Origin of the sequence: Paenibacillus cisolokensis, assembly GCF_050481165.1 — a bacterium.
In the GTDB taxonomy this organism is placed as follows: domain Bacteria; phylum Bacillota; class Bacilli; order Paenibacillales; family Paenibacillaceae; genus Paenibacillus_AH; species Paenibacillus_AH cisolokensis.
Window position 1 is genome coordinate 1 of the sequence record NZ_JBCNFP010000053.1, and the last position, 20,192, is coordinate 20,192.

18 protein-coding genes are annotated in these 20,192 nt (G+C 58.7%); 6 read left to right on the forward strand and 12 right to left on the reverse strand.

The genetic code is table 11. The features are described 5' to 3' along the window. Nucleotides 1-324: 324 nt before the first annotated feature. Both xylB and xylA read right to left on the reverse strand, forming a co-directional pair. Nucleotides 325-1,821 carry a xylulokinase gene (xylB, locus tag ABEV74_RS08980; RefSeq protein WP_430145282.1) on the reverse strand — a complete coding sequence of 499 codons (1,497 nt, stop codon included), beginning with the start codon at nt 1,819-1,821 and terminating at the stop codon, nt 325-327. Nucleotides 1,822-1,857: 36 nt separating this feature from the next. Continuing rightward, nucleotides 1,858-3,171 (reverse strand): xylose isomerase, encoded by a 1,314-nt coding sequence (xylA, locus tag ABEV74_RS08985; RefSeq protein ID WP_430145284.1) that lies wholly within the window; start codon nt 3,169-3,171, stop codon nt 1,858-1,860. 192 nt (nt 3,172-3,363) lie between these two features. On the opposite strand from xylA, the gene ABEV74_RS08990 reads away from it, so the two are divergent. Beyond that, complete coding sequence (locus ABEV74_RS08990; protein ID WP_062497232.1) at nt 3,364-4,545, forward strand: ROK family transcriptional regulator; 1,182 nt, start codon at nt 3,364-3,366, stop codon at nt 4,543-4,545. Between the two features lie 86 nt (nt 4,546-4,631). Then, a complete protein-coding gene (locus ABEV74_RS08995) occupies nt 4,632-5,603 on the forward strand; it encodes an MraY family glycosyltransferase (protein ID WP_430145286.1) in 972 nt (323 codons plus the stop codon). 145 nt (nt 5,604-5,748) lie between these two features. Here the strand turns inward: ABEV74_RS08995 and ABEV74_RS09000 are convergent, their stop codons facing one another. The 3 genes from ABEV74_RS09000 to ABEV74_RS09010 all read right to left on the reverse strand — a co-directional run bounded on the left by ABEV74_RS09000 (nt 5,749) and on the right by ABEV74_RS09010 (nt 8,650). Beyond that, nucleotides 5,749-5,907, reverse strand: coding sequence for a hypothetical protein (locus tag ABEV74_RS09000; RefSeq protein ID WP_430145289.1), 159 nt, complete (start codon nt 5,905-5,907; stop codon nt 5,749-5,751). Nucleotides 5,908-6,568: 661 nt separating this feature from the next. Continuing rightward, entirely contained in the window at nt 6,569-7,813 is a 1,245-nt protein-coding gene (locus ABEV74_RS09005) for an MFS transporter (RefSeq protein ID WP_430145291.1), read from the reverse strand. Between the two features lie 153 nt (nt 7,814-7,966). Next, nucleotides 7,967-8,650, reverse strand: a complete 684-nt coding sequence (locus ABEV74_RS09010) for a M15 family metallopeptidase (protein ID WP_430145350.1) — start codon at nt 8,648-8,650, stop codon at nt 7,967-7,969. A 250-nt stretch (nt 8,651-8,900) separates the two neighbouring features. On the opposite strand from ABEV74_RS09010, the gene ABEV74_RS09015 reads away from it, so the two are divergent. Together ABEV74_RS09015 and ABEV74_RS09020 are read left to right on the forward strand one after the other, a co-directional pair. Beyond that, nucleotides 8,901-9,080: a small acid-soluble spore protein H gene (locus tag ABEV74_RS09015; RefSeq protein WP_213529199.1), complete on the forward strand. Its 180-nt coding sequence runs from the start codon at nt 8,901-8,903 to the stop codon at nt 9,078-9,080. 31 nt (nt 9,081-9,111) lie between these two features. After that, nucleotides 9,112-9,273: a hypothetical protein gene (locus ABEV74_RS09020; RefSeq protein ID WP_430145293.1), complete on the forward strand. Its 162-nt coding sequence runs from the start codon at nt 9,112-9,114 to the stop codon at nt 9,271-9,273. A 157-nt stretch (nt 9,274-9,430) separates the two neighbouring features. Here ABEV74_RS09020 and ABEV74_RS09025 read toward each other — a convergent pair whose 3' ends face one another. Together ABEV74_RS09025 and ABEV74_RS09030 are read right to left on the reverse strand one after the other, a co-directional pair. Further along, nucleotides 9,431-10,660 carry an MFS transporter gene (locus tag ABEV74_RS09025; RefSeq protein ID WP_062495624.1) on the reverse strand — a complete coding sequence of 410 codons (1,230 nt, stop codon included), beginning with the start codon at nt 10,658-10,660 and terminating at the stop codon, nt 9,431-9,433. A gap of 61 nt (nt 10,661-10,721) precedes the next feature. Next, nucleotides 10,722-11,840: a lactonase family protein gene (locus ABEV74_RS09030; RefSeq protein WP_430145297.1), complete on the reverse strand. Its 1,119-nt coding sequence runs from the start codon at nt 11,838-11,840 to the stop codon at nt 10,722-10,724. Nucleotides 11,841-12,123: 283 nt separating this feature from the next. Here ABEV74_RS09030 and ABEV74_RS09035 point away from each other — a divergent pair, with 283 nt between their 5' ends. After that, nucleotides 12,124-12,471, forward strand: coding sequence for a LytTR family transcriptional regulator DNA-binding domain-containing protein (locus tag ABEV74_RS09035; protein ID WP_062495627.1), 348 nt, complete (start codon nt 12,124-12,126; stop codon nt 12,469-12,471). Between the two features lie 145 nt (nt 12,472-12,616). Here the strand turns inward: ABEV74_RS09035 and wsfD are convergent, their stop codons facing one another. Further along, nucleotides 12,617-14,071, reverse strand: a complete 1,455-nt coding sequence (gene wsfD, locus ABEV74_RS09040) for a glycan biosynthesis hexose transferase WsfD (protein ID WP_430145299.1) — start codon at nt 14,069-14,071, stop codon at nt 12,617-12,619. Between the two features lie 3 nt (nt 14,072-14,074). Next, a complete protein-coding gene (locus ABEV74_RS09045) occupies nt 14,075-15,091 on the reverse strand; it encodes a glycosyltransferase family 2 protein (protein WP_430145302.1) in 1,017 nt (338 codons plus the stop codon). Nucleotides 15,092-15,272: 181 nt separating this feature from the next. On the opposite strand from ABEV74_RS09045, the gene ABEV74_RS09050 reads away from it, so the two are divergent. Next, nucleotides 15,273-16,565 carry a serpin family protein gene (locus tag ABEV74_RS09050; RefSeq protein ID WP_430145305.1) on the forward strand — a complete coding sequence of 431 codons (1,293 nt, stop codon included), beginning with the start codon at nt 15,273-15,275 and terminating at the stop codon, nt 16,563-16,565. A 119-nt stretch (nt 16,566-16,684) separates the two neighbouring features. Here ABEV74_RS09050 and ABEV74_RS09055 read toward each other — a convergent pair whose 3' ends face one another. From ABEV74_RS09055 to ABEV74_RS09065, 3 genes are read right to left on the reverse strand one after another with little or no spacing between them, the layout of a single operon-like run. After that, nucleotides 16,685-17,338 (reverse strand): ABC transporter ATP-binding protein, encoded by a 654-nt coding sequence (locus tag ABEV74_RS09055; protein ID WP_062495632.1) that lies wholly within the window; start codon nt 17,336-17,338, stop codon nt 16,685-16,687. Further along, nucleotides 17,335-18,996, reverse strand: coding sequence for an ABC transporter permease (locus tag ABEV74_RS09060; RefSeq protein ID WP_430145307.1), 1,662 nt, complete (start codon nt 18,994-18,996; stop codon nt 17,335-17,337). The genes ABEV74_RS09055 and ABEV74_RS09060 overlap by 4 nt, the downstream gene beginning before the upstream one ends. Beyond that, the gene (locus ABEV74_RS09065; RefSeq protein WP_430145353.1) at nt 18,997-20,130 is read right to left on the reverse strand and encodes a Fe(3+) ABC transporter substrate-binding protein; all 1,134 of its coding nucleotides are present in this window, start codon (nt 20,128-20,130) and stop codon (nt 18,997-18,999) included. Between the last annotated feature and the right edge of the window lie 62 nt (nt 20,131-20,192).

Sequence of the window (20,192 nt, forward strand, 5' to 3'; positions counted from 1 at the left end):
CGTTCATAGCAACGAATCTGAGCCACCTTATTTACGATATTCCGCCTGAATTGGACTACTTTTAAGCAAATAGCGTTGCTCATATTCGTTACAATTCCGGAACATCGATTTTTCGCCAAATAGCGATTGTGAGATTCGTTAGATCGGTAATGGATGCCTTAATAGTAGCCTTAATAGTAGCCTTAATAGTAGCCTTAATAGTAGCCTTAATAGTAGCCTTAATAGAAACCTTACATATAAATCTTAATGGACACCTGCATGTCCCCGAAACATGCGGTTTGCCGCTAGTTGACCGTCAGCATAGCGGACAAAGCATAAACCCGCCTACACCCGAAACGGCGCAAGCTCCGCGCTGAGCGGCCGCGTCTGCCCGTAGACGCTCCGGTAAAGACGGAACAGCTCTTCGTACGCCCGGACGGCTTCCGGGTTCGGCTCATAAGCGGCGCCATACCGTACGAACCGGGCGGCGCACTCCTCGAGGCTTTCGAACCAGCCGCATCCATACGCCGCCAGCATGGCGGCGCCTAGGCCGGGACCCTGCTCGTTCTCGAGCGGCACGACGGATGCGCCGAAAATGTCGGCCTGCATTTGCAGCCAGGCCGGATTTTGCGCGCCGCCGCCGATGGACACGACGCGATCGACCGTCTTGTCGGCCCAGCGGAAAATGTCCACCGTCTCGTTCAGCGAGAAGGTGATCCCTTCCATGACGGCGCGAACAAAATGAATCCGTTCGTGCGAACCGTCGATGCCGATGAAGCTGCCGCGTATGGCGGCATCGGCATGCGGCGTCCGCTCGCCGACGAGGTACGGCGTGAAGAGCAGTCCGCCGGCGCCCGGCGGAACGTCGCCGACGCCTTCCAGCAGGCGGTCGAACGATTGCTCCGGCGCGAACGTCTTTTTGAACCAGCTGAGCGAATACCCCGCCGCCAATGTGACACCCATCGCGTAATAGGCGTCTTCCTTGCCGTGATTGAAGAAGTGGGCTTTGCCCGCGAAGTCCTTTGTCTTGTCGTTCTCGTAGGAAAGGATGACACCGGAGGTGCCGATGCTGCACAGCGTCAGCCCTTCGGACAGAATGCCCGCGCCGATGGCGCCGCAGGCGTTGTCCGCGCCGCCCGCGAACACCTTCACACCCGGCGAAAGACCGGTTCGTCCGGCCCATTGCGGAAGCAGTGTGCCCACCGGCTCATGCGAGGCGACAAGCGGCGGACAGAAGCTTTCGCTCAAGCCGAAAGCTTCCCGTATTTCGCCGCTCCAGCGCTTCTCCGCCACGTCGAGCAGCAGCGTGCCCGCGGCGTCCGAGTAGTCCATATGAAGCGCGCCGGTCAGCCGGTAACGCACGTAATCTTTCGGCAGGACAAACTGCCGCGCTTGCGCGAATACGTCGGGCTCATGCTGCCGCACCCATAAAATTTTGGGCAGCGTGAAGCCTTCCAGCGCCGGGTTGCGGGCAATGCCGAGCAGCTTGCTTCCGAGCGTCCGCTCGATTTGCCTGCATTGCTCGCTCGTCCGCGTATCGTTCCACAGTATCGCGCGCCGGACAGGACGCCCGTCGCCGTTCAGCAGCACGAGACCGTGCATCTGGCCGGAGAAGCTGATGCCTTCGACCTCGTCCGGCGCAATGCCTGCGGAAGCGGTCAGCTGCCGCAGCGCCTCGACGGTCGCCTCGACCCAATCCTCGGGCTCCTGCTCGCTCCAGCCCGAATGCTCGTGATACAGCGGATATTCGCGCGCCGCTTCGCCGCGCACCGCGCCGTCGCGGTCGACGAGCAGCGCTTTGACGGCGCTCGTCCCGAGATCGATCCCGATAACGTAACTCATGTCCGCCATGCTCCTCTCCATGTCCGGGCCGCCGCATCAAACGCCGAAGATCGCTTCGTTCAGCGCGGCGCGGATGCGCTCCAGCCGTCCCGATTCGTTGCGGATCGGCTTGTTCTGCAGCGCGTATTGCTCCAGCGACGCGAGCGTCGCCCTGCCGGCGACGATATCCGCGCCGATCCCTTCCCGGAAGCTCCGATACCGCTCCTCGATGAACGCGTCCAGCACTTTGCCCTCGATCAGCCTGGCCGCCGCTTTCAATCCCCACGCGTAAGCGTCCATGCCGGCAATATGGGCATGGAACAGATCTTCCGGCTCGAAGGAGCCCCGACGCACCTTGGCGTCGAAGTTGACGCCGCCTCTTCCGAGTCCGCCGGCCTTCAAGACTTCGTACATCGTAAGCGTCGTCGCGTACAGGTCGGTCGGAAACTCGTCCGTATCCCAGCCGAGCAGCAGGTCTCCCTGATTGGCGTCGAGCGAGCCGAGCATGCCGTTGATGGCCGCCACGCGGATTTCATGCTCGAAGGTATGGCCGGCGAGCGTCGCATGGTTGGCTTCCAGATTCAGCTTGAAATGATTTTCGAGCCCGTATTTCCGCAGAAAAGCGATCGTCGTAGCCGCATCGAAATCATATTGATGCTTCGTCGGCTCCTTCGGCTTCGGCTCGATCAGGAACTGGGCGTCGAACCCGATTTCCTTGGCGTAATCGATCGCCATGCGATACAGTCTTGCCAGATTGTCCAGCTCCAGCGCCATATCGGTGTTCAGCAAGCTCTCGTACCCTTCGCGTCCGCCCCAGAATACATAGTTTTCGGCCCCGAGCTCCTTGCCGATTTCCAGGCTTTTTTTCAGCTGCGCCGCCGCGTAAGCGTATACATCCGCGTTGCAAGTCGTGCCCGCTCCGTGCGTATATCGCGGGTGGGTGAACATGTTGGCGGTGTTCCAGAGCAGCTTTTTGCCGGTCGACCGCATATGATCCTTCAGCAGGGCGACGATGACGTCCAGATTGGCGTTTGTCTCCTGCAGCGTTTCGCCTTCCGGCGCGATGTCGCGATCGTGGAAGCAGAAGAACGGCAATCCGAGCTTCTCCATAAATTCGAAATTGGCTTCGACCCGCGCTTTCGCCTTGTCCATGCCTGTCAGGCTGTCCCACGGGCGAATCGCCGTTCCGATTCCGAACGGGTCGCTGCCGTCCCCGACATAGGTGTGCCAGTAGGCGACGGCAAAGCGCAGATGCTCTTCCATCGTCTTGCCCAATACGATCTCCTGCGGATTGTAGTGCTTGAATGCGAGCGGATTGTCCGATTCCCTGCCTTCGTAGACGATTTTGCCGATGTTCTTGAAATAGGCCATCGATGATTGCCTCCCATGTCAAAGTTTATATATGGATACTTTCCCTTACTCCAAATGATACCACCCCCAAACTTAGTTTGTCTACTAAACAAACTAAGTTTCGCGCTGCTGCTGTCTGTGGTAAAATGGAAACCGCCATACGATACCATTTCCGGACAAAACGGAGTTTGCAGACGGGGGAACCGACAAGTGATAACGAAATCGACCGGCGATCAGGCGATGATCAAAAAAATCAATACGGCGATCGTGCTGGAAGCCGTCCTGAAAGACGCTCCGCTGTCGCGGGCGCAAATATCGGAACGAACGGGGCTTAATAAAGCGACCGTATCGAGTCTTGTGCAGCAGCTGATCGACCGCCATCTTGTCATTGAGATCGGCCATGGCGAGTCGAGCGGCGGGCGGAAGCCGGTCATGCTGCTGTTCAACGCACAGGCCGGCCATGCCGTCGGCATCGATCTCGGCGTGAACTACATTCGCGGCGTATTGACCGACCTGGACGGCGCCGTGCTCCACGAGCGCGTCAGCGGCTTGAAGCGGCGCGATCCGGACCACGTGCTTCCCGAGCTGGCCTCCTGCATCGAATATTTGATCGCCCGGGCGCCGGATAGTCCGTACGGCATCGTCGGCATCGGCATCGGCGTGCCCGGCATCGTCGACGATCGGGGAACGGTGCTGCTCGCTCCCAACCTGGAATGGCGCAATGTCCCGCTGCGGGAATGGGCGGAGGAGCGCTTCGCGCTGCCGGTCGCCATCGACAACGAGGCGAATGCCGGCGCGCTGGGGGAGCAGAAATACGGCGCCGGGCGAAACGTGGCGCATCAGATCTATGTCAGCGTCGGGATCGGCATCGGCACCGGCATTATTTTGAACAAGGAGCTGTATAAGGGGGCTTCCGGCTTCTCGGGCGAGCTGGGCCACTTGTCCATCGAGCTGGACGGCAAGCCGTGCCGCTGCGGCAGCCGCGGCTGCTGGGAGCTGTACGCATCCGAGATGGCGCTCCTGGAACGCGCCGCCCCGCTCGGCTACGAGGATCTCGACGCCCTGCTGGACGCCGCGGAACAAGACGGACGCGTCCGGCAGCTGTTTCGCGAGACGGGGACGTTCCTCGGAGCGGGCATTGCCAGCATCGCCAACGTTTTCAATCCCGACCTCGTCATTATCGGCAACCGGATGAGCAAAGCGCAGCGGTGGATCGAGGAAGCGGTGCGGGAGGAAGCGGCGAAGCGGGCGCTTCCGTATCACAGGGAGCGGATGCGCATCCAGTTCGCGGAGCTGGAAGACCGGTCCGCCGTACGCGGCGCCGCCAACGACGCGATCAGCCGGTTTTTCGCCAAAGTGAAAAGCGGCCGCTACGACGATTCCGCCAATCTATAAATCTCCCAATTTTGACTGGTATCGACAGCTTTTCTCCCAAAGTGCTATAATGCATTGTAGAATCCATCCGTCAGGGAGAAGCGGTGGTGGAAACCATTTTATACATTTTGGCGTTTTTGATCGCGTTTCTGTTCGTTTATGTTCTGATTCCACCGATTGGCAGGCTGGCGTTTCGCATCGATTTTGTAGATAAGCCCCGCAAGGATGTCGAGCGCAAAATCCATCGGGAGCCGATTCCGCTCACAGCCAGCTATGTAATGTTTCTCGGTTTTTTTATCGCCTACTTGCTCGTTTCAAGAGAGTTCAACATGGAGACGGCCGCCATTTTCGCCGGAGGCGTGCTGCTGATCGTAATCGGCACAATCGACGATTGGTACAAGACGAAGGGCAAAGACTTCCCGGCCCTTCCCAAGATGATCGTGCAGGTGTCGGCCGCCGTGCTCGTCTACGCTTCGGGGATCGCGTTTACCGGATTTTACAATCCGATGTCGGGCGAATACGTCGTGCTGCCGGAGATTTTGCAATTCATTCTGACGATTCTTTGGATATTCGGCGTGACGACAGTCATCAACTTTTCGGATGGCATGGACGGATTGGCAGGCGGGCTGGCCGCCATCTCGGCGATTACGCTGTTCATCGTCGCCCTGGCCAAAGGCCAGTCGAGTTCTGCGGTTATGGCCATCGCGCTCGTCGGCATCACACTGGCGTATCTGCGCTACAACAAACCGCCGGCCAAAATTTTCATGGGCGACGCGGGAGCGACATTCCTCGGCTTCATTCTGGCCGTCATCGCGCTGGACGGAGCGTTCAAGCAGGCGACGGTGCTGTCGCTGTTCATCCCGATTCTGGCGCTCGGCGTGCCGATCTTCGACAATCTGTTCGTCGTCGCCAAGCGGTTCATGCAGGGCAAGGCGATCTATGAAGCCGATGCGAGCCAGGCGCATTACCGCTTGCTCCGTTCCGGCATGACGCAGAAGCAGGCCGTCCTGTTTTTGTATCTGATCAGCACATGCTTGAGCTTGTCGTCCATCATCCTGCTGCTTCTTATGCAGGTGTGAACGAAAGCCGGGAGCTTCCGCTCCCGGCTTTTTCTTGCAAGGCTGGCCGTTTCAAGGGGTCGCTGCCGCAACGATTAGGTTCCTGCCGCATGCGGCCAAGCCTTTCTCCGCCGCATTCTGGCCGCTCTGCTGTTTCCGACCCCGATTACGGCTTCTTCTCGGGAATGCGGTCCGTCAGCGCCTGCCCTTCGGCCTGTATCCGGTCGAGCGCTTCCTCCAGCGTCTTGTCGCCGCGGATGACCGCATCCAGCTCCTCGCGGCGCAGCTTCTCAAACGCGCGCGCTGTAAAATTCTGTATCCACATTGGGCCATTCCGGCTCTTTGACCGTCTTCTGGTTTCCACCACTTCGCGTGTCGGCTCATTTATCAGCTTGGTGTGCGAGGGATATTCGATAAGTTTTCCCGGCTCAAAACCAATGCTGCATAAGTGCAGTTTTTTCCTGCTATTGACAGCCCAAACGTTCAAATTCCTGCGATAATACAGTATTTTGGGCCTCCAAACGGCGTGTAAGGCGGAAGTGATCAAAAAATCCTGCACTTTCGCAGTAATTTGAGCCAAAGACATCTGTCGGGGGCAAAAATCCTGCACTTTTGCAGTATTCACCGCTCTTCAGCTGTTACCGGCGGCCCCTGCCCGTCGGAATAGGTCGCTCGGCTCGCCGGTGACATCAGCCCGTTGGGCATAGCCATCTTCGGCTATCTCCGGCGACACCGGCCCGCGGGCATAGCCATCTTCGGCTATCGCCGGCGACACCGGCCCGCGAGCGGTTCGACAGCAACATAATCGCGACGGCTACTCATCTGCCTCAATGTCCGGTGGCGGACGAAACCGCTATAAGAAAAAAAGAAGGGGCGGTCCCTAGGTCATTCAAGACCTTTTGGGACAGCCCCATCGGACCGTGTGCCGGCGGACGCGCCGCTTTGCTGCCCGTTCAGCGCCCCGCGCCGCCGGTGGCGGCAGGCTGCTAGGCGGTCAACTGTTCCTGCTCCGGCTTATGCTTGAAAGTCGTGGAGAGAAGCAGCGTGCCAAGCAGCATGATCAATCCGGCAGCGGTATAAATGCCGACGAGCGGAAACACTTTTTTCAGCAGGCCGGATACCGACATCATAATGACCATCATCCCCATAAACATCGGGCTCAGGACACCGTTGACGCGGCCGATGAACGATTGGTTCGTCCATTGGAGAATCATCGTGTTGATGCCGATATGAATGCAGGGAAAGACCAGCCCGTTCACAAACTGCAGCGCCAGCGTAACCGGTACGCTCGTCGACCAGCCGACTCCGACCATGCACAGCGCGCCGACCGACATCCCGAGCGCCAGCAGCTTCTGCGGCGATATTTTTTTCGCGACCGCCATCACAAGGCCGCCGCCGATCAGCATCGCCACCCCGTTGACCGCAAGCAGAAACTGCAGGAAATCTTTATGCTCGCCAAGCCGCTCAATTACGATGAACAGCCCGAGCGTCTGAACGATGCCGACCGCCATCCCGGCCGCGGCAAATGCGCCGCCAAGCACCTTGAGAACCGGCGAACGCCAGACGTACGCGAAACCCTCTTTCAATTCTTTGCGGAAATCCGGTTTCTCCGCATCGGTCCGTTCCTGGGGAAAATCGGACGGAATCCGGAACAGCACGACAGCCGACAGCAAAAAGGCGACGCCCATAACGGCGATAGCGATTTCGATCCCCCACTGCCGGTATACGAAGATGCCGAGCGACGGGCCAAGCACCATGAAAATCGCAATAAGCGACTGGAATACGGCCATCGCCTGCTGCAGCTGTTCGGGTGCGATATGCTGCTTGAACAGCTTCATGACCGAAGGCTGAGAGAACTGGGACAAAATGGCCGACACGAACGTGGCCAGGTAGACCATCTCCCAGGAGCCGTATATGAGCGTCAGCAATACGATAAAGACGGATATGGCGGATAAGAAGTCGCACCAGATCATCGTCCGTTTCGGACGCCAGCGGTCGGCGAACGTGCCGCCGATGAACGAAAAGACGAAGATAGGCGCAAATTCGACGACCGAGATGAGCGAAACGGCGACCGGATCGTCGTTCGTCATGTCGGTTACGAACATCAGGATGGCGAAATTCCGCACCCAGATGCCGATTTGGAGCAAAACGTTGGAAAATAAGACCGTTTGATAGAATCGGTTGCGGAACAAGCTCCCGCCAAGGGAAACTGCCGCCGCGGCATTGGACATATCGTTTACACTCTCCCTGATACAGTCTACGGTTTCTCAATCCGTACCTTTATCATCATGAGGCACAGACGGCGGAAAAGCAATCTGTTCCGGGACGTAGGTTCAGGAAATATTTTATAAAAATAAGCCGTTTGCCGTTTGCATGTCGTCCCGTTATTCCGGAGGCCGCTTGCCCCGTTGCAGATCGGCAAGACTGAGTCCGAAGCTCAGCTGCAGATGAGGATAATCCGGGAAATCCTCCCAGTCGCCTCCCCATTCGAAGCCGATCGACTTGGCGATTCCGACAACTTCCATCCAGTCGGATTTTCCGTTGCCGTTGCCGTCGTATTCCAAATCCCACAGCACTTCCCCGTCTTTTCCGCGCAGCGCAAAATCGATCGCCAGACCGTAATTGTGGTACGACTCCCCGCCTCTCGCATTGGTCACGACGCGGCCTTCTGTTTTGCGTCCTTGCTCGTACAGCCTGTCCTGCTCCTCATGGCTGCGGAAGCCTTGCGTGATGACGATGGAGATGCCGATTTTTTTCGTTTCCCGCACCAACTCGTTTTTTTTCTCGATGACAGCCGGATGAAGCCCGGCAACCGTTTCGGACGTTTCGGCGGTCCGCCTTTGCGATTCGGGTATTTCAGGCGCCGGAGACTGCCATTTTGCCCAGATCAGAATGACGAGCACAAGGATGGCGGCCAGAACGTATTTATTGTTCGGCTGTTTCTTTTTTCTCGGTCTTCGGTAAGAGGCGCTGCGGGTTGACGGCTTTCGGGACGTGAGCCGGGACGGCTGCCGGTTGTAATGCGGCCTGGATGCTTGTCTTCGGTATGCCGGTTCACTGTTCTTCAATCTTTCGAATCCTCCGCTTGCGTTCTTCGTACGGGCGTTGCCCGCTTCGGCATCGGCCGAACGGACGGCGCCAACTGCCATTATATCTCAAAGTTCTTAAGAAATAGTTAAGCCTGTTTTAAATTTTTTCGCATAATCCGGCCGTCTCCCGGATTTCAAGGATAGATTCGCCCCGATTGTCGCAACCTAAAAAACGGAATTCCGCGGAATCCGCTTCCTTGCGAAAAGAAAATTCAAGAGAGGTGCACAAATGAACAAACAGCGCGCAATCGAAATATCCGAATCGCCCGTAATGGCGAACGTCACGTATCAAGGGATGCAAGTCTATATCCAGCAAGTCGACGCCCAGAATGAAACCGCCCGAATATACCCGCTCGGCCAGCCCGAGAATGAGCTGAGCGTGCCGCTGGACAGCTTGACCGAACATTAATCTGCTCGGAAAGCGGGAAGGAGCGACGGAAATGGCAAGAAAAAAAGAGCGGAAGTCCAAGAAAGAGCCGACGCTGGCGCCCGGTATGGACACGCATAACAGTCTGGAGGAAGAGCCGACCGCAGAGGAAGCGGCGCGCGGAAACTATACCGAGGTAACGAGATTGTATCTGGACCGCACGCCGGAGGACTGAAGCCCGACAATTCGGGGGAGCATCGGCTCCCCCGCGGGTCTTTTAGCCGCCCTGTGCGGTCGCGAAGCCGCCCTATGCGGTCGCGAAGCCGCCCTGTGTGATCGCGAAGCCGCCCTGTGCGGTCGCGGCTCTCCCCTTCGGCGCAAGATCCGGACGGCTACGCATCCCGGCGATCCGGCGGAAGCAGGAAGCTGAGCAGGCCGATGAGCGGCAGGAAGCTGGTGTACAGCATGACGTTCGCCAGACCGAACGCATCGGCGGCGTTGCCGAGCACGACAGCGCCAAGCGCGCCGAGGCCGAACGCCAGGCCGGTAATGAGCCCCGATGCCATGCCGACTTTGCCCGGCATCAGTTCCTGGGCGTACACGACGCTGACCGAGAAGCCCGATTGCAAAATAAAACCGAGCACGAACGATGCCGGATAAACCCAGGCCAGCGGCAGATGGGGCAGGAGGATGGCGAACGGCGCCGCGCCGGCAATGGAGAACAGCATCATGTTTTTGCGGCCGAAACGGTCGGCCAGAATGCCCCCCAGAAACGTCCCCGCCACGCCCGCGGCCATAAACAGAAACAGCGGCAACTGAGCCGCCGAAATGGTCAGGCCGTACGTATCCCTTACATAAAACTGATAGAAATTGCCCATTCCCGCCGCATACCAGGAACGGCAGAAGACCAGCACGAGCAGCAGCATCAAGGCGAACATGACAACGCGGCGTTCCTTGCGTGCGGCATGCAATTGCTCGGCGCCGGCCGGCTTGCGCCGCTTCGCGGGCGCGCCGTGCGCGGCAAGCTGTCCGGAATACCACGGTACGACCTTGAGCAGGACGACGATGGCCGCCGCCGCGAGCAGCATCCCCCATGCCGCGCCCCGCTGTCCGAGCGGAACGAAGATGAAGATCGTCATCAAGGGCGCCAGCGACTGGCCGAAATTGCCGCCGACCTGATAAATCGACTGCGCGAGTCCCCGCCGTCCGCCGGCCGCGAAATAAACGACGCGCGAGCCTTCCGGATGAAAGATGGCGGAGCCGAGACCGATCAGCACAACCGACAGCAGCAGCAGCCAGAAGGAAGGCGCAAACGCCAGACCGGCCAGGCCGATCATGCTCAGCGCCATCCCGAAAGGCAGCATCCAGGGCGCCGGGCGCTTGTCGGAAACCAGTCCGACGACCGGCTGCATGACGGACGAGGTCATATTGAGCGTGAACGCGATCCAGCCGACCTGGGCGTAAGAAAGTCCCATCGACTCCTCGAAAATCGGAAACAGCGCGGAGACGACCGCCTGCATCGTATCGTTGAGCATGTGGACCGCACTGATAGCGAACAAGATGAAATAAACCGTCCCGGTCCGTACGGCGACCGACCGGGCGGCAGTTTCCGTAACAGGCATGCGGATAACGGCCTCCTATTGCGAATTTCAGACTGTGCGAAAGCTGCGGCAGTTCCGCAGGTTAAGACGCTGTTTCTTCATAAAAACGGACGCATACCGGCTTCGGCAGCCTCAGCGTCGAACCGTTCGGCTGCAGATTTCCGGACTCGGCATCGACGGCGAATACCGTTACAACGCCGGAGTCTTGGCTGGCGGCAAGCAGCCAGCGCCCGTCAGGGGACAGCGCGAAGTTGCGCGGCGTCCGGCCGCCGCACGGCACATGGCCGATGACGGCAAGCGTCCCGTCCTTCTGATCCGCCGCGAAGACGGCGATGCTGTCGTGGCCGCGATTGGACGCATAGAGGAAGCGCCCGCACGGCGACAAATGAATATCCGCCGCGTAGCTTTCGCCCGCGAAGCCGTCAGGCAAAGCCGAAACCGCAGGGCCCGCTTCCAGCTTGCCGGAATCGGCATCGACGCGAAGCCATGTGACGGTCGAATCGAGCTCGTTGATGACATAGGCGACAGGAAGTCTCGGGTGGAATACGAGATGCCGCGGACCGGCCCCGGCATGAATGGCGCATTCGCCATGTTTCGTCAACGTCAGTCCGGCCGGATCGAACCGGTAGATAACAATCGAATCGGTCCCGAGATCCGGGACATAGGCATAGCCGCCTTCCGGATGCGGCACGATGCAGTGCGGATGCGGGCTCTCCTGCCGTCCCTTGTTCGGCCCGAGCTCGCCTTCGTGCCGCACGACGGCGGCCGCTTCCTTAAGCCGGCCGTCTTCGCCGATGGGCAGCAGCGCAACGCTGCCGCCCGAATAATTGGCGACAAGCGCCGCCCGGCCTTCGCGGTCCGTGCTAATATAGCACGGATGGGCGCCGTGCGTCAGCGGCCGGCCGTCCAACGGCGCGAGCTTCCCGGTCGGCGGATCGATCGCGAATGCCGCCGCCGACCCGCCGGGCCGGCCGCTTGTCTCCGACGTCTCGCTGACCGCGTACAGCACGCGGCCGCCGGGGCGCACCGCCAAATAGGAGGCGTGTTCGACGCCGGCCAGCTGCTGAACAAGCGCCAGCGTCCCCGTCTCTTCGTCGAAGGAGCAAACATGCAGCGTCGGCTCCGAAGCTTCGCCGTACGAGCCGACATACAAGATGCGGGAACGACCGCCGGTTCCCGCATGATCATTAATGCCCTCCATTCATCTTGGCCTCCCGTCGTTTACGTGTTCGGCCATCGGCCGATTTGAACCGAACATACCACAACCGCCTGCAAGTGACAATGTCCGGGAAGGCCGTTTTCGGACCGTTATGAGGACTTATTCGGGCCATTGCGCCGCCGCACCGCTTCCGTTGTCCATTACAGGGGTTCATGAGCCCGGGACGGGCGGCGGCAATTTCCACTTCCCAAACGGTATCGTTTATGTTAAAATGTAAGCGCTAACAAGACGCATCATATTCTCGTTTCAAGAGGAGGGTCATTGGATGAATGCGGCGGAGCGGGAGCGCAATGTGTACGAGGAGTTTGATGTCGTCCGGGATATTCTGTACTTCAGGGTCGGCGCCCATCATCTCGTCAGTTTTCACGGCAGAAATTACAATATAAAAAGAAGAATGTCTGCCGACCAGATCCGCAAATTGACCGCGGATGCCCATTTCTTCAAAGTGAGTTCGGATTGTTACGTCAATCTCGGCAAGGTCGACGCCATCCGGGACGGCATCGTCGTCTTCCGGGTGCCGGGGGCAGACGGCAAGCAGATCGTCATTTCCAGACGGAAGCGCAACCAATTGCAAACGCTGCTGCAAAACCGGAACCAGGGAACGGCGTCATAACGGCGCGCCGGTCCGGGAGAGCGGCGGCACCCCAAACCAAGACAGCCGGCGGATAACCGCCGGCTGTCTTGGTTCGATTCGGCAAGTATCGGCCGGTTTGCCGGACATGACGGAAGCTCGATCGGGGCATGAATTCGGACGGCTGTCAAAAACGGTACGTCGACCGCCGCGCCGAATAGCCGAGCCGGCTCGTTACCAGCATGACGACGTTTCGGACGATCCATACGGCGCCCGCTATAGCCATCATGTCGAAGCAGACGTTAAACATGAACAGATGCTTGCCGAGATCGGCTTCTCCGTCTCCGAGCAGCGGCACGCACAGCGAGAAGATGCCGACGAGCCCGATCAGCATCAGCGTCTCGAGGCCGATCCGGTAACGCCGATCGCTTCGCTGCATGTACAAGAAAAGGAGGATAAGATAATACAGCGCATAGAAAGCGATCAGAAAGCCGAGCGACTTCGGCACATGTCTCGCCTTGAATTCGCTCCAGGCGCTGTAGGCGTAAGAGAGCGCGCCGGGCGGCTTGCCCTCGGCTTGCTCGTAATTGCCGAGATAATAGGGGCGGATCGTCATGCCGGCTTTCGCTCCCGCTTCCAGCTTGTCGATAAACCGACCGGGATGCGTCAAATAGTAGACGGCGACATCCTTATGCGACAGCTTGCTGTAGAACTCCCGCTCGAGAAGGGGATCGTCCTGCTTGATCGGCGCGTCCGTCTGGAAGTAGTTCGTGCCCGCATTCACCGCCAATTCCTCCGACAATCCCAAATCGCGCAAATCCCGTTTCGGGTCCGGCGAATCCTTCAGGATGCCGTAAAATACCGTCTGGTACAGATTGATATGCTTCAATTCCTTGGGCGCCGCCACGTACATGGCGATCGAAACCGCCACGGTGACAGCGCATAACGTATAGACGCGCCTGCGCCAGCGGCGGTCGTCCCGAAGCGCGGCGAACCGGAGCGCCAGCAGCGCGAATGCGACGCCGACGGGCGCGTTCTGGATTTTGGAGCAGGCGAGCATGATCGCCGATGCGAAGAAGGCCGCAAGCAGCCAGGCGGACGGCTCTTGCCGGCTCGTCAGCCAGAAAGCGACCCCGACGGTCATCAGCATGAACAGCAGCGATACCGGTTCGCCGAAGAAGGAATTGAAGTACGCGACGTAGCCGATGTCGTAGAAGACGAAAAGAACCGCGGCTGCGAGCAGAAAAGCGGCCAGCCTCGACTTGCCCGCCCCGAACCGGACGACGATCCATGTCGCCGCAAGCAGCGTCAACGCGTACAGGAAACCCAGCACCCGGATATCGAACGCGCCTGCGTTCCATATCCGGCCGAGCAGGGATGCCGCCATGGCAAAAATAAGCTGGGACGACCAATATCCTCCCGCCTTGAACTCCCCGTAGCTGTACTGCGAATGCGCGTAGTGAAAGAAACGTTCCTCGTAAGTACGGGCATGCTCGGGATACGTCAAGCCGACGCTGACCATAATGCGCTGAAAATCGCCGTTATCCGCGACGCCGATAAACGGCTTCGTAAACAGCAGCGCGGCCAATATAACCGCGCCGGCGGCGACGGCGACGATATCCCAGCGGATTCTCTCTCTCATTTCCTATCCCCTCATTCGTTCCGTCAGCCTCATCGTTTCCGGCGCTGCCGCTTCCTGTCCTTCCGGAAGCAAAAGCGTCTCGACGATATAAAGCGGACGACGCTTCGTTTCTTTATAGATTTTCCCGATATATTCGCCGATCAGCCCGAGCGCAAGCAGTTGCATGCCGCCCAGAAGCCAGATCGAGACGATGAGCGACGTCCAGCCCGATACGGCGTTGCCGGTAAATTTGCTGATCAGCGCGTAGACGGCCGCCGTCAGGCTGGCCAGAAATACGATAAAGCCCGCAAGCGTCACAAGCCGGATCGGACGGATGCTGAACGATGTAATGCCGTCGAGAGCGAAAGCTATCATTTTGCGCAGCGGATACTTGGAAGTTCCGGCAAAACGTTCGGTCCGGTCATAGTAGACAGAGGCCGAGCGAAAGCCGATCGACGGAACGATGCCGCGCAGAAACAGGTTCACTTCCTTGAACCGCTCCAGACTGTCGATGGCGCGCTTGCTCATCAGCCGGAAATCGGCGTGATTGAACACAATATTGACGCCCATCCACTCCATCAAACGGTAAAAGCCGATCGCCGTCGTCCGCTTGAAAAACGTATCCGTCGCCCGGCTCCGCCGTACGCCGTATACGATATCGCAGCCTTCCTTGTACTTCTTCACGAATTCCCGGATAATCGCGGGATCGTCCTGAAGGTCCGCGTCGATCGTAACGGCGCAGTCGATGCGATCCCGAACGCTCATCAGACCGGCGACGAGCGCCTGCTGATGGCCGGCGTTGCGCGCCAGCTTGAGACCGTGTACAAGCGGATTATGCCTTCGGCTTTCGACGATGAGCGGCCATGTCCGGTCGCTGCTGCCGTCGTCGACGAACAGCAGGAAGCTGTCCGGCGCGACGAGCTTCTCGTCCATCAGTTCCGTCAGCAAACCGCTCAGGCGCATGATCGTCTCCGGCAGCACCTCTTCCTCGTTATAACACGGCGACACAATGGCCAGTCTCGGTCCGGAACGCAAGTCCATTCACCGCCCTTTCGTTTCTCTGCTTTTCCATTTTCATATTAAATCGCATCGTTCGCGCAATTGCAAGGATACGTTCTCTATTATTTTTTCCATGCATCCCCTTATTTAAGCAGTCTATGAAACAAATCGGGAAATCCGGCCGTCTGAGATGGCAAGAAACGAAACAAAAGGGGGACTTACGATGCGGCCTGCAAAATGGCTGTCGCTCGTGCTGGCCTTCCTGCTGCTGCCCGCTTTGGCGGGATGCGGCAAGCCGGGCGGCGAAGGCGGCCCTGACGGCGTCGGCCGGCCGGGAACGGCGGGAACGAACTGGCCTGACGCAAGCGGAATCGATCGGAAACTGACGACGGCTTACAACGCTTTCGGCATGAAGCTGCTGCTGGAAATATCCGAGCAGGAAAAGCACGGGGGCAGCGTGCTGCTATCCCCTTCCAGCATTGCGATCGCGCTCTCGATGACGATGAACGGCGCGCGCGCCGACACCTTGAAGGAGATGGGCGAGACGATTGCCGGCGGAATGAGCCCGGAGGACGTAAACGAAAGCAACGAAACGCTGCTGAAGCTGCTCGCCAGCGAAGATCCGAAGGTTCGGGTGCATGCGGCGCAATCGCTGTGGGCGCGGGAAGGCAAGCCGTTCCATGACGAGTTCCTGCAGACGAACGAGCGGTTCTACGACGCCCGTATTGAGCAGCTGGACTTCGACGACCCGGGGGCGGTCGACACGATCAACGATTGGGTCAAACAGCAGACGGAGGGCGCGATAGACCGTTTGATCGAAGGACCGATCGATAAAAGCACGGTCATGTTTCTGCTCCAGGCCATCTATTTCAAAGGCGACTGGAAGACGCCGTTCCCGGAAGCGGCCACGTCGATGCAGCCGTTCCGGCTGGAGGACGGAACGACGGCGGACGTTCCGCTGATGAGCCGGCAGAACGAATTGTTCGATTATTTGCGGGGAGATGGGTTCCAGGCGGTGAAGCTGCCGTACGGCGACGGCCGCTGGAGCATGATCGTGGCGCTGCCCGACAACGAAAAGACCGGGCTTGCCGGCCTGCTTCCGCAGCTGGCGGCCGATCCTTCTGTCTGGACGACCGGATACGAACAGATGGAAGGGAGCGTCTGGCTGCCGAAATTCCGGCTGGAGAGCGAGCTCGAGCTGCGGGATGCGCTGAAAGCGATGGGGATGCCGACGGTATTCAACCCTTCGCTCGCCGACCTGTCCGGCATGGCGGACGTTCCGCCCAATCTGTATATCTTCAGCGTCAGACATAAATCGTTTATCGATGTGAACGAGACGGGGACGGAAGCTTCGGCCGCCACTTCCGTCGAGGTCAGGGGCGAGTCGGCGCGTATCGGAGAGCCGTTCGTACTGCGGGCCGACCGGCCGTTCTTTTTCGCCATTATGGAGGAATCGTCGGGGACGATCGTGTTTGCCGGCACGATGTACGACCCGTCGGCCTCCCCGGACCGTTAATCCGGCGGCTCGCCGTATCATGGCGATGATCGCCGTACAAGCTTGACGCGCTTCGCCGTATCGTTCGGCGGAGCGCAGTTTTGTTTGTCCAAGCTTGTATGGGCGCATCGGCGCCCAACCTATACTTGTACTTTGGCGTCAATCGTTATGCTGCGGTCGCAGATCGCCTCCACATCTTCGCGGTCATGCGTGACGAAAAGGCAGGCCATCTCCGCCCGCCGCAAAATATCCCTCAGCTCCCGGCGTATATCCGCTTTGAGCGCCGCGTCAAGGTTGCTGAACGGCTCGTCCATCAGCAGCAGCGACGGTTTGGGCGCAAGCGCGCGCGCCAAGGCGACGCGCTGCTGCTGTCCGCCGCTCAATTCATGGGGGTAGCGCGAGCCGTACTGCGGCAGCTGCACCAGCTCCAGCATCTGCCGGACGCGCTGTTTCCGTTCTCCCCGAGGAATCCGATGAAGACCGAATTCGATATTTCGGGCAACCGTCATATGGGGAAACAATGCGTAGTCTTGAAATACCATGCCGATACCGCGGCGCTCCGGCGGAACGAAGGTCGTCCGGTCGGCGACCGTCTTGCCGCATACGGCGATGCGGCCGGCCGTCGGCGCTTCCAGGCCGGCAATCAGCCGCAGCAGCGTGCTTTTGCCGCTTCCGCTCGGGCCGAGCAGGCCGACAATCTCTCCTTGTCCGACATCAAGCGAAACGTCTTGCAGAATCAAATCGGACGAGCCGGCATAGGTGAACGACACGCGATGCATTTCGACAACCTTCATACCTCCATTCCCCTTTCAATCCGGTTCAGCAAATAGACCGATGCCAGACTGACCACAACGATGCAAAGCGCCGGCACCGATGCTTCATGAATCCGTTCGTCGCTGGCATACTGGTACGTCTTGGTCGCAAGCGTCTGAAAGTTAAACGGCCGCAACAGCAGCGCAAGCGGCAGCTCTTTGACGATTTCGACAAAAGTCAGCACCGTTCCGCTTAACAGAGCCCCTTTGAGCAACGGAAGCTCTACGCGCAAGAACGTCTGCGTCCGCCCTCTCCCAAGCAGGCGCGACGCTTCCGCATATTGGGGACCGATCTTCTCAAAACCAGCCTCCAGAGCATTATAGCCGGTCGCCATGAAGCGGACGACATAGGCCGCGACAAGCATGACGATCGACAGGCTGAGCACGAGCGGCGCTTCCCCGGTGCCAAGACGAAGGGCCGCATAGACGGGAGCGAGCCATCCGTCAAGCTTGATGAACACCGCCAGTACGCCGATCGCGATGATCGCTCCCGGAATCGAATAACCGGCCGTAACCGCCTTCGCCAGCATATAGCCGAATATTCCACCGAATTGCCGGACCGAAACCGCCACAATCGCGGCGGCTACCATAGTGAGCGCCGTGGGCACGATCGCCACGGCGACCGTGTCCCCAATGATCCGGTAAAAACCTTCATGCCATACTTCATCCGCCGTCCAAGTCGCCCAGACAGCGAGCTGGGCAACCGGTATCACGAACGAGACCAGCATGACGACTGCGCCGAACATGCAAGCCGCAGCCCCGCCCGCCCCGCGGAGTCTTCTGCGGACAAGCGGCCGCGACTTGCCGGTCGTCGCGCTGTACCGGCGCTGTCTGCGCAGCTGGCGTTCCAGCAGAAACAGGCCGAGCACCCCGATCATCAGCCACGCCGCGAGCCGGCTTGCCGACGCAATATCGTACATGCCGAACCAGGTCTTGAAGATCGCCGTCGAAATCGTCGAAATGCCGAAATAGCTGACAACCCCATAATCGCCGAGCACTTCGAAGCATACGAGAATGACCCCGCCGGCGATGGCCGGACGGGAGATCGGCAGCACGACAAGCCAGAAGACCGACCACGGTCCTCGACCGAGCAGACGCGCGTTCTCGACGTATGCGCCCGTCTGGCTCTCTAAGAATGCCCGGGCGATCAAATAGACGTACGGAAAAAGAAACATCGTAAAAATAAAAACGGCGCCCTGTACCGACATAATATTGAACCAGCCTTGGGAAAGCTGCAGCCCAAATGTATTCCGCAGCGTTGTCTGCACGACGCCGGTATAACCGAGCATGGCGCTGTACGTATAGGCGGCGATATACGGCGGTATCGCTAGCGGCAGCGCGAACGCCCAGCGGAACAAACGGCTGAGCGGGAAGTCGTACGCCGCCGTCAGCCAGGCCAGCCCGACGCCAAGTCCTGTCGTGAACAGTCCCGTCAGCAGCGCCAGCCAAGCGGACTGCATCACCGCATCCTTCAGTACATACTGCTTGATATGCGACCAGTTCTCACCCGGCCCTTGCGCTAGAGATACCAGAATGAAAAAAACGGGCAGCAAAATTGCTGCTGCCACGATAAGGCTGGAGATCGTCCAGCCGTTCATTCGCCTTCGGATGTCCCTTCCCCATGTTTGCGGGCGTATCACTTAATCCCATCCTACTTTATTCAAAATTTCCACTGCTTTTTTATTGTGTTCTCCCAGCTCGGAGAAATCAAGTTGTTGTTTTTTAAATTCGCCCCACGATTTGAGCAGTTCCGGCAGCTCGGCTTCCGGATTGACCGGAAACTCGAAGTTCTCGCTTGAGAATATCGCTTGCGCTTCCGCTCCGGTCAAATATTCGATCAGCTTGATCGCCGCATCTTTATTTTTGCTGTGCTTTGCCAACCCGACGCCGCTTATGTTCACGTGCGTGCCCGTCGTCTCCTGGTTCGGGAAGAAGACGCCGATCTGTTCGCCGACTTTCACTTCCTCCGCATCCTTGGAGTTCAGCAGCTGACCGACGTAATATGTGTTCATAAGCGCCACGTCGCCTTGTCCGGCGACAATCGCTTTTGCTTGGTCGCGGTCGCCGCCTTCCGGCTTGCGGGCCATATTGGCCACAATCCCTTTCGCCCATTCCTCAGCTTGCGCTTCCCCGTTCAACTCGATAAGCGAAGCGAGAAGCGATTGGTTGTACAGGCTTGTCGAGGAACGGACCAGCACTTTCCCTTTCCACTTGTCCGTGGCAAGATCTTCATAGGTGCTGAGCTGCTCCGGTTTTACCCGCTCCTTTGAATAGGCGATAATGCGGGCGCGGGCGGACAAGCCGACCCAATGATTGTCCGCATCGCGATATTCAGCCGGCACATTGCTGTTCACGGTATCCGATTCAATCGGCTGCAGAATGCCGCTCGTTTTCGCGTTATTTAATATTCCGCCGTCGACGGTAATGAACAGGTCCGCCGGACTGCTTTCGCCCTCGCGTTTCATTCGTTCGATCAATTCCTCGGCTTTGCCTTCCACGACATTGACCTTAATGCCCGTCGCCCGGGTGAATTCGTCATACAGCTTGCCATCCACTTCATAATGACGAGCCGTATAAATGTTAACTTCTTTCGATCCGGATTGCTCCTGCTCTTGCGATTGCCCGGACTCTTCCGACTGCCCGGCTGCTGCCGATTCGGATGGCTGGCTGGCAGTATTGCCGTTTTCACTGCTGCCCGAACCGGCGCCGCATGCGGTCAACAGGATGAAAAGAAGAATAGCCGCAACAGAAGAAAAAGTAAACCGGCCAAGCATCTTCATGCCATTCATGTCCCCTTTGTTGAGAATGATAATCATTTTGAAATTTAACATGAACA

What these genes read in the sequence shown, in the direction of transcription:
- ABEV74_RS09045 (WP_430145302.1), bottom strand. Translation starts at nt 15,091, where the DNA reads ATGGACTTGCGTTCCGGACCGAGACTGGCCATTGTGTCGCCGTGTTAT.
- xylB (WP_430145282.1), bottom strand. Translation starts at nt 1,821, where the DNA reads ATGAGTTACGTTATCGGGATCGATCTCGGGACGAGCGCCGTCAAAGCG.
- ABEV74_RS09035 (WP_062495627.1), top strand. Translation starts at nt 12,124, where the DNA reads ATGAATGCGGCGGAGCGGGAGCGCAATGTGTACGAGGAGTTTGATGTC.
- ABEV74_RS09005 (WP_430145291.1), bottom strand. Translation starts at nt 7,813, where the DNA reads ATGTCCAATGCCGCGGCGGCAGTTTCCCTTGGCGGGAGCTTGTTCCGC.
- ABEV74_RS09065 (WP_430145353.1), bottom strand. Translation starts at nt 20,130, where the DNA reads ATGCTTGGCCGGTTTACTTTTTCTTCTGTTGCGGCTATTCTTCTTTTC.
- ABEV74_RS09050 (WP_430145305.1), top strand. Translation starts at nt 15,273, where the DNA reads ATGCGGCCTGCAAAATGGCTGTCGCTCGTGCTGGCCTTCCTGCTGCTG.
- wsfD (WP_430145299.1), bottom strand. Translation starts at nt 14,071, where the DNA reads ATGAGAGAGAGAATCCGCTGGGATATCGTCGCCGTCGCCGCCGGCGCG.
- ABEV74_RS09025 (WP_062495624.1), bottom strand. Translation starts at nt 10,660, where the DNA reads ATGCCTGTTACGGAAACTGCCGCCCGGTCGGTCGCCGTACGGACCGGG.
- ABEV74_RS09000 (WP_430145289.1), bottom strand. Translation starts at nt 5,907, where the DNA reads ATGTGGATACAGAATTTTACAGCGCGCGCGTTTGAGAAGCTGCGCCGC.
- ABEV74_RS09015 (WP_213529199.1), top strand. Translation starts at nt 8,901, where the DNA reads ATGAACAAACAGCGCGCAATCGAAATATCCGAATCGCCCGTAATGGCG.
- ABEV74_RS09030 (WP_430145297.1), bottom strand. Translation starts at nt 11,840, where the DNA reads ATGGAGGGCATTAATGATCATGCGGGAACCGGCGGTCGTTCCCGCATC.
- ABEV74_RS09055 (WP_062495632.1), bottom strand. Translation starts at nt 17,338, where the DNA reads ATGAAGGTTGTCGAAATGCATCGCGTGTCGTTCACCTATGCCGGCTCG.
- xylA (WP_430145284.1), bottom strand. Translation starts at nt 3,171, where the DNA reads ATGGCCTATTTCAAGAACATCGGCAAAATCGTCTACGAAGGCAGGGAA.
- ABEV74_RS09020 (WP_430145293.1), top strand. Translation starts at nt 9,112, where the DNA reads ATGGCAAGAAAAAAAGAGCGGAAGTCCAAGAAAGAGCCGACGCTGGCG.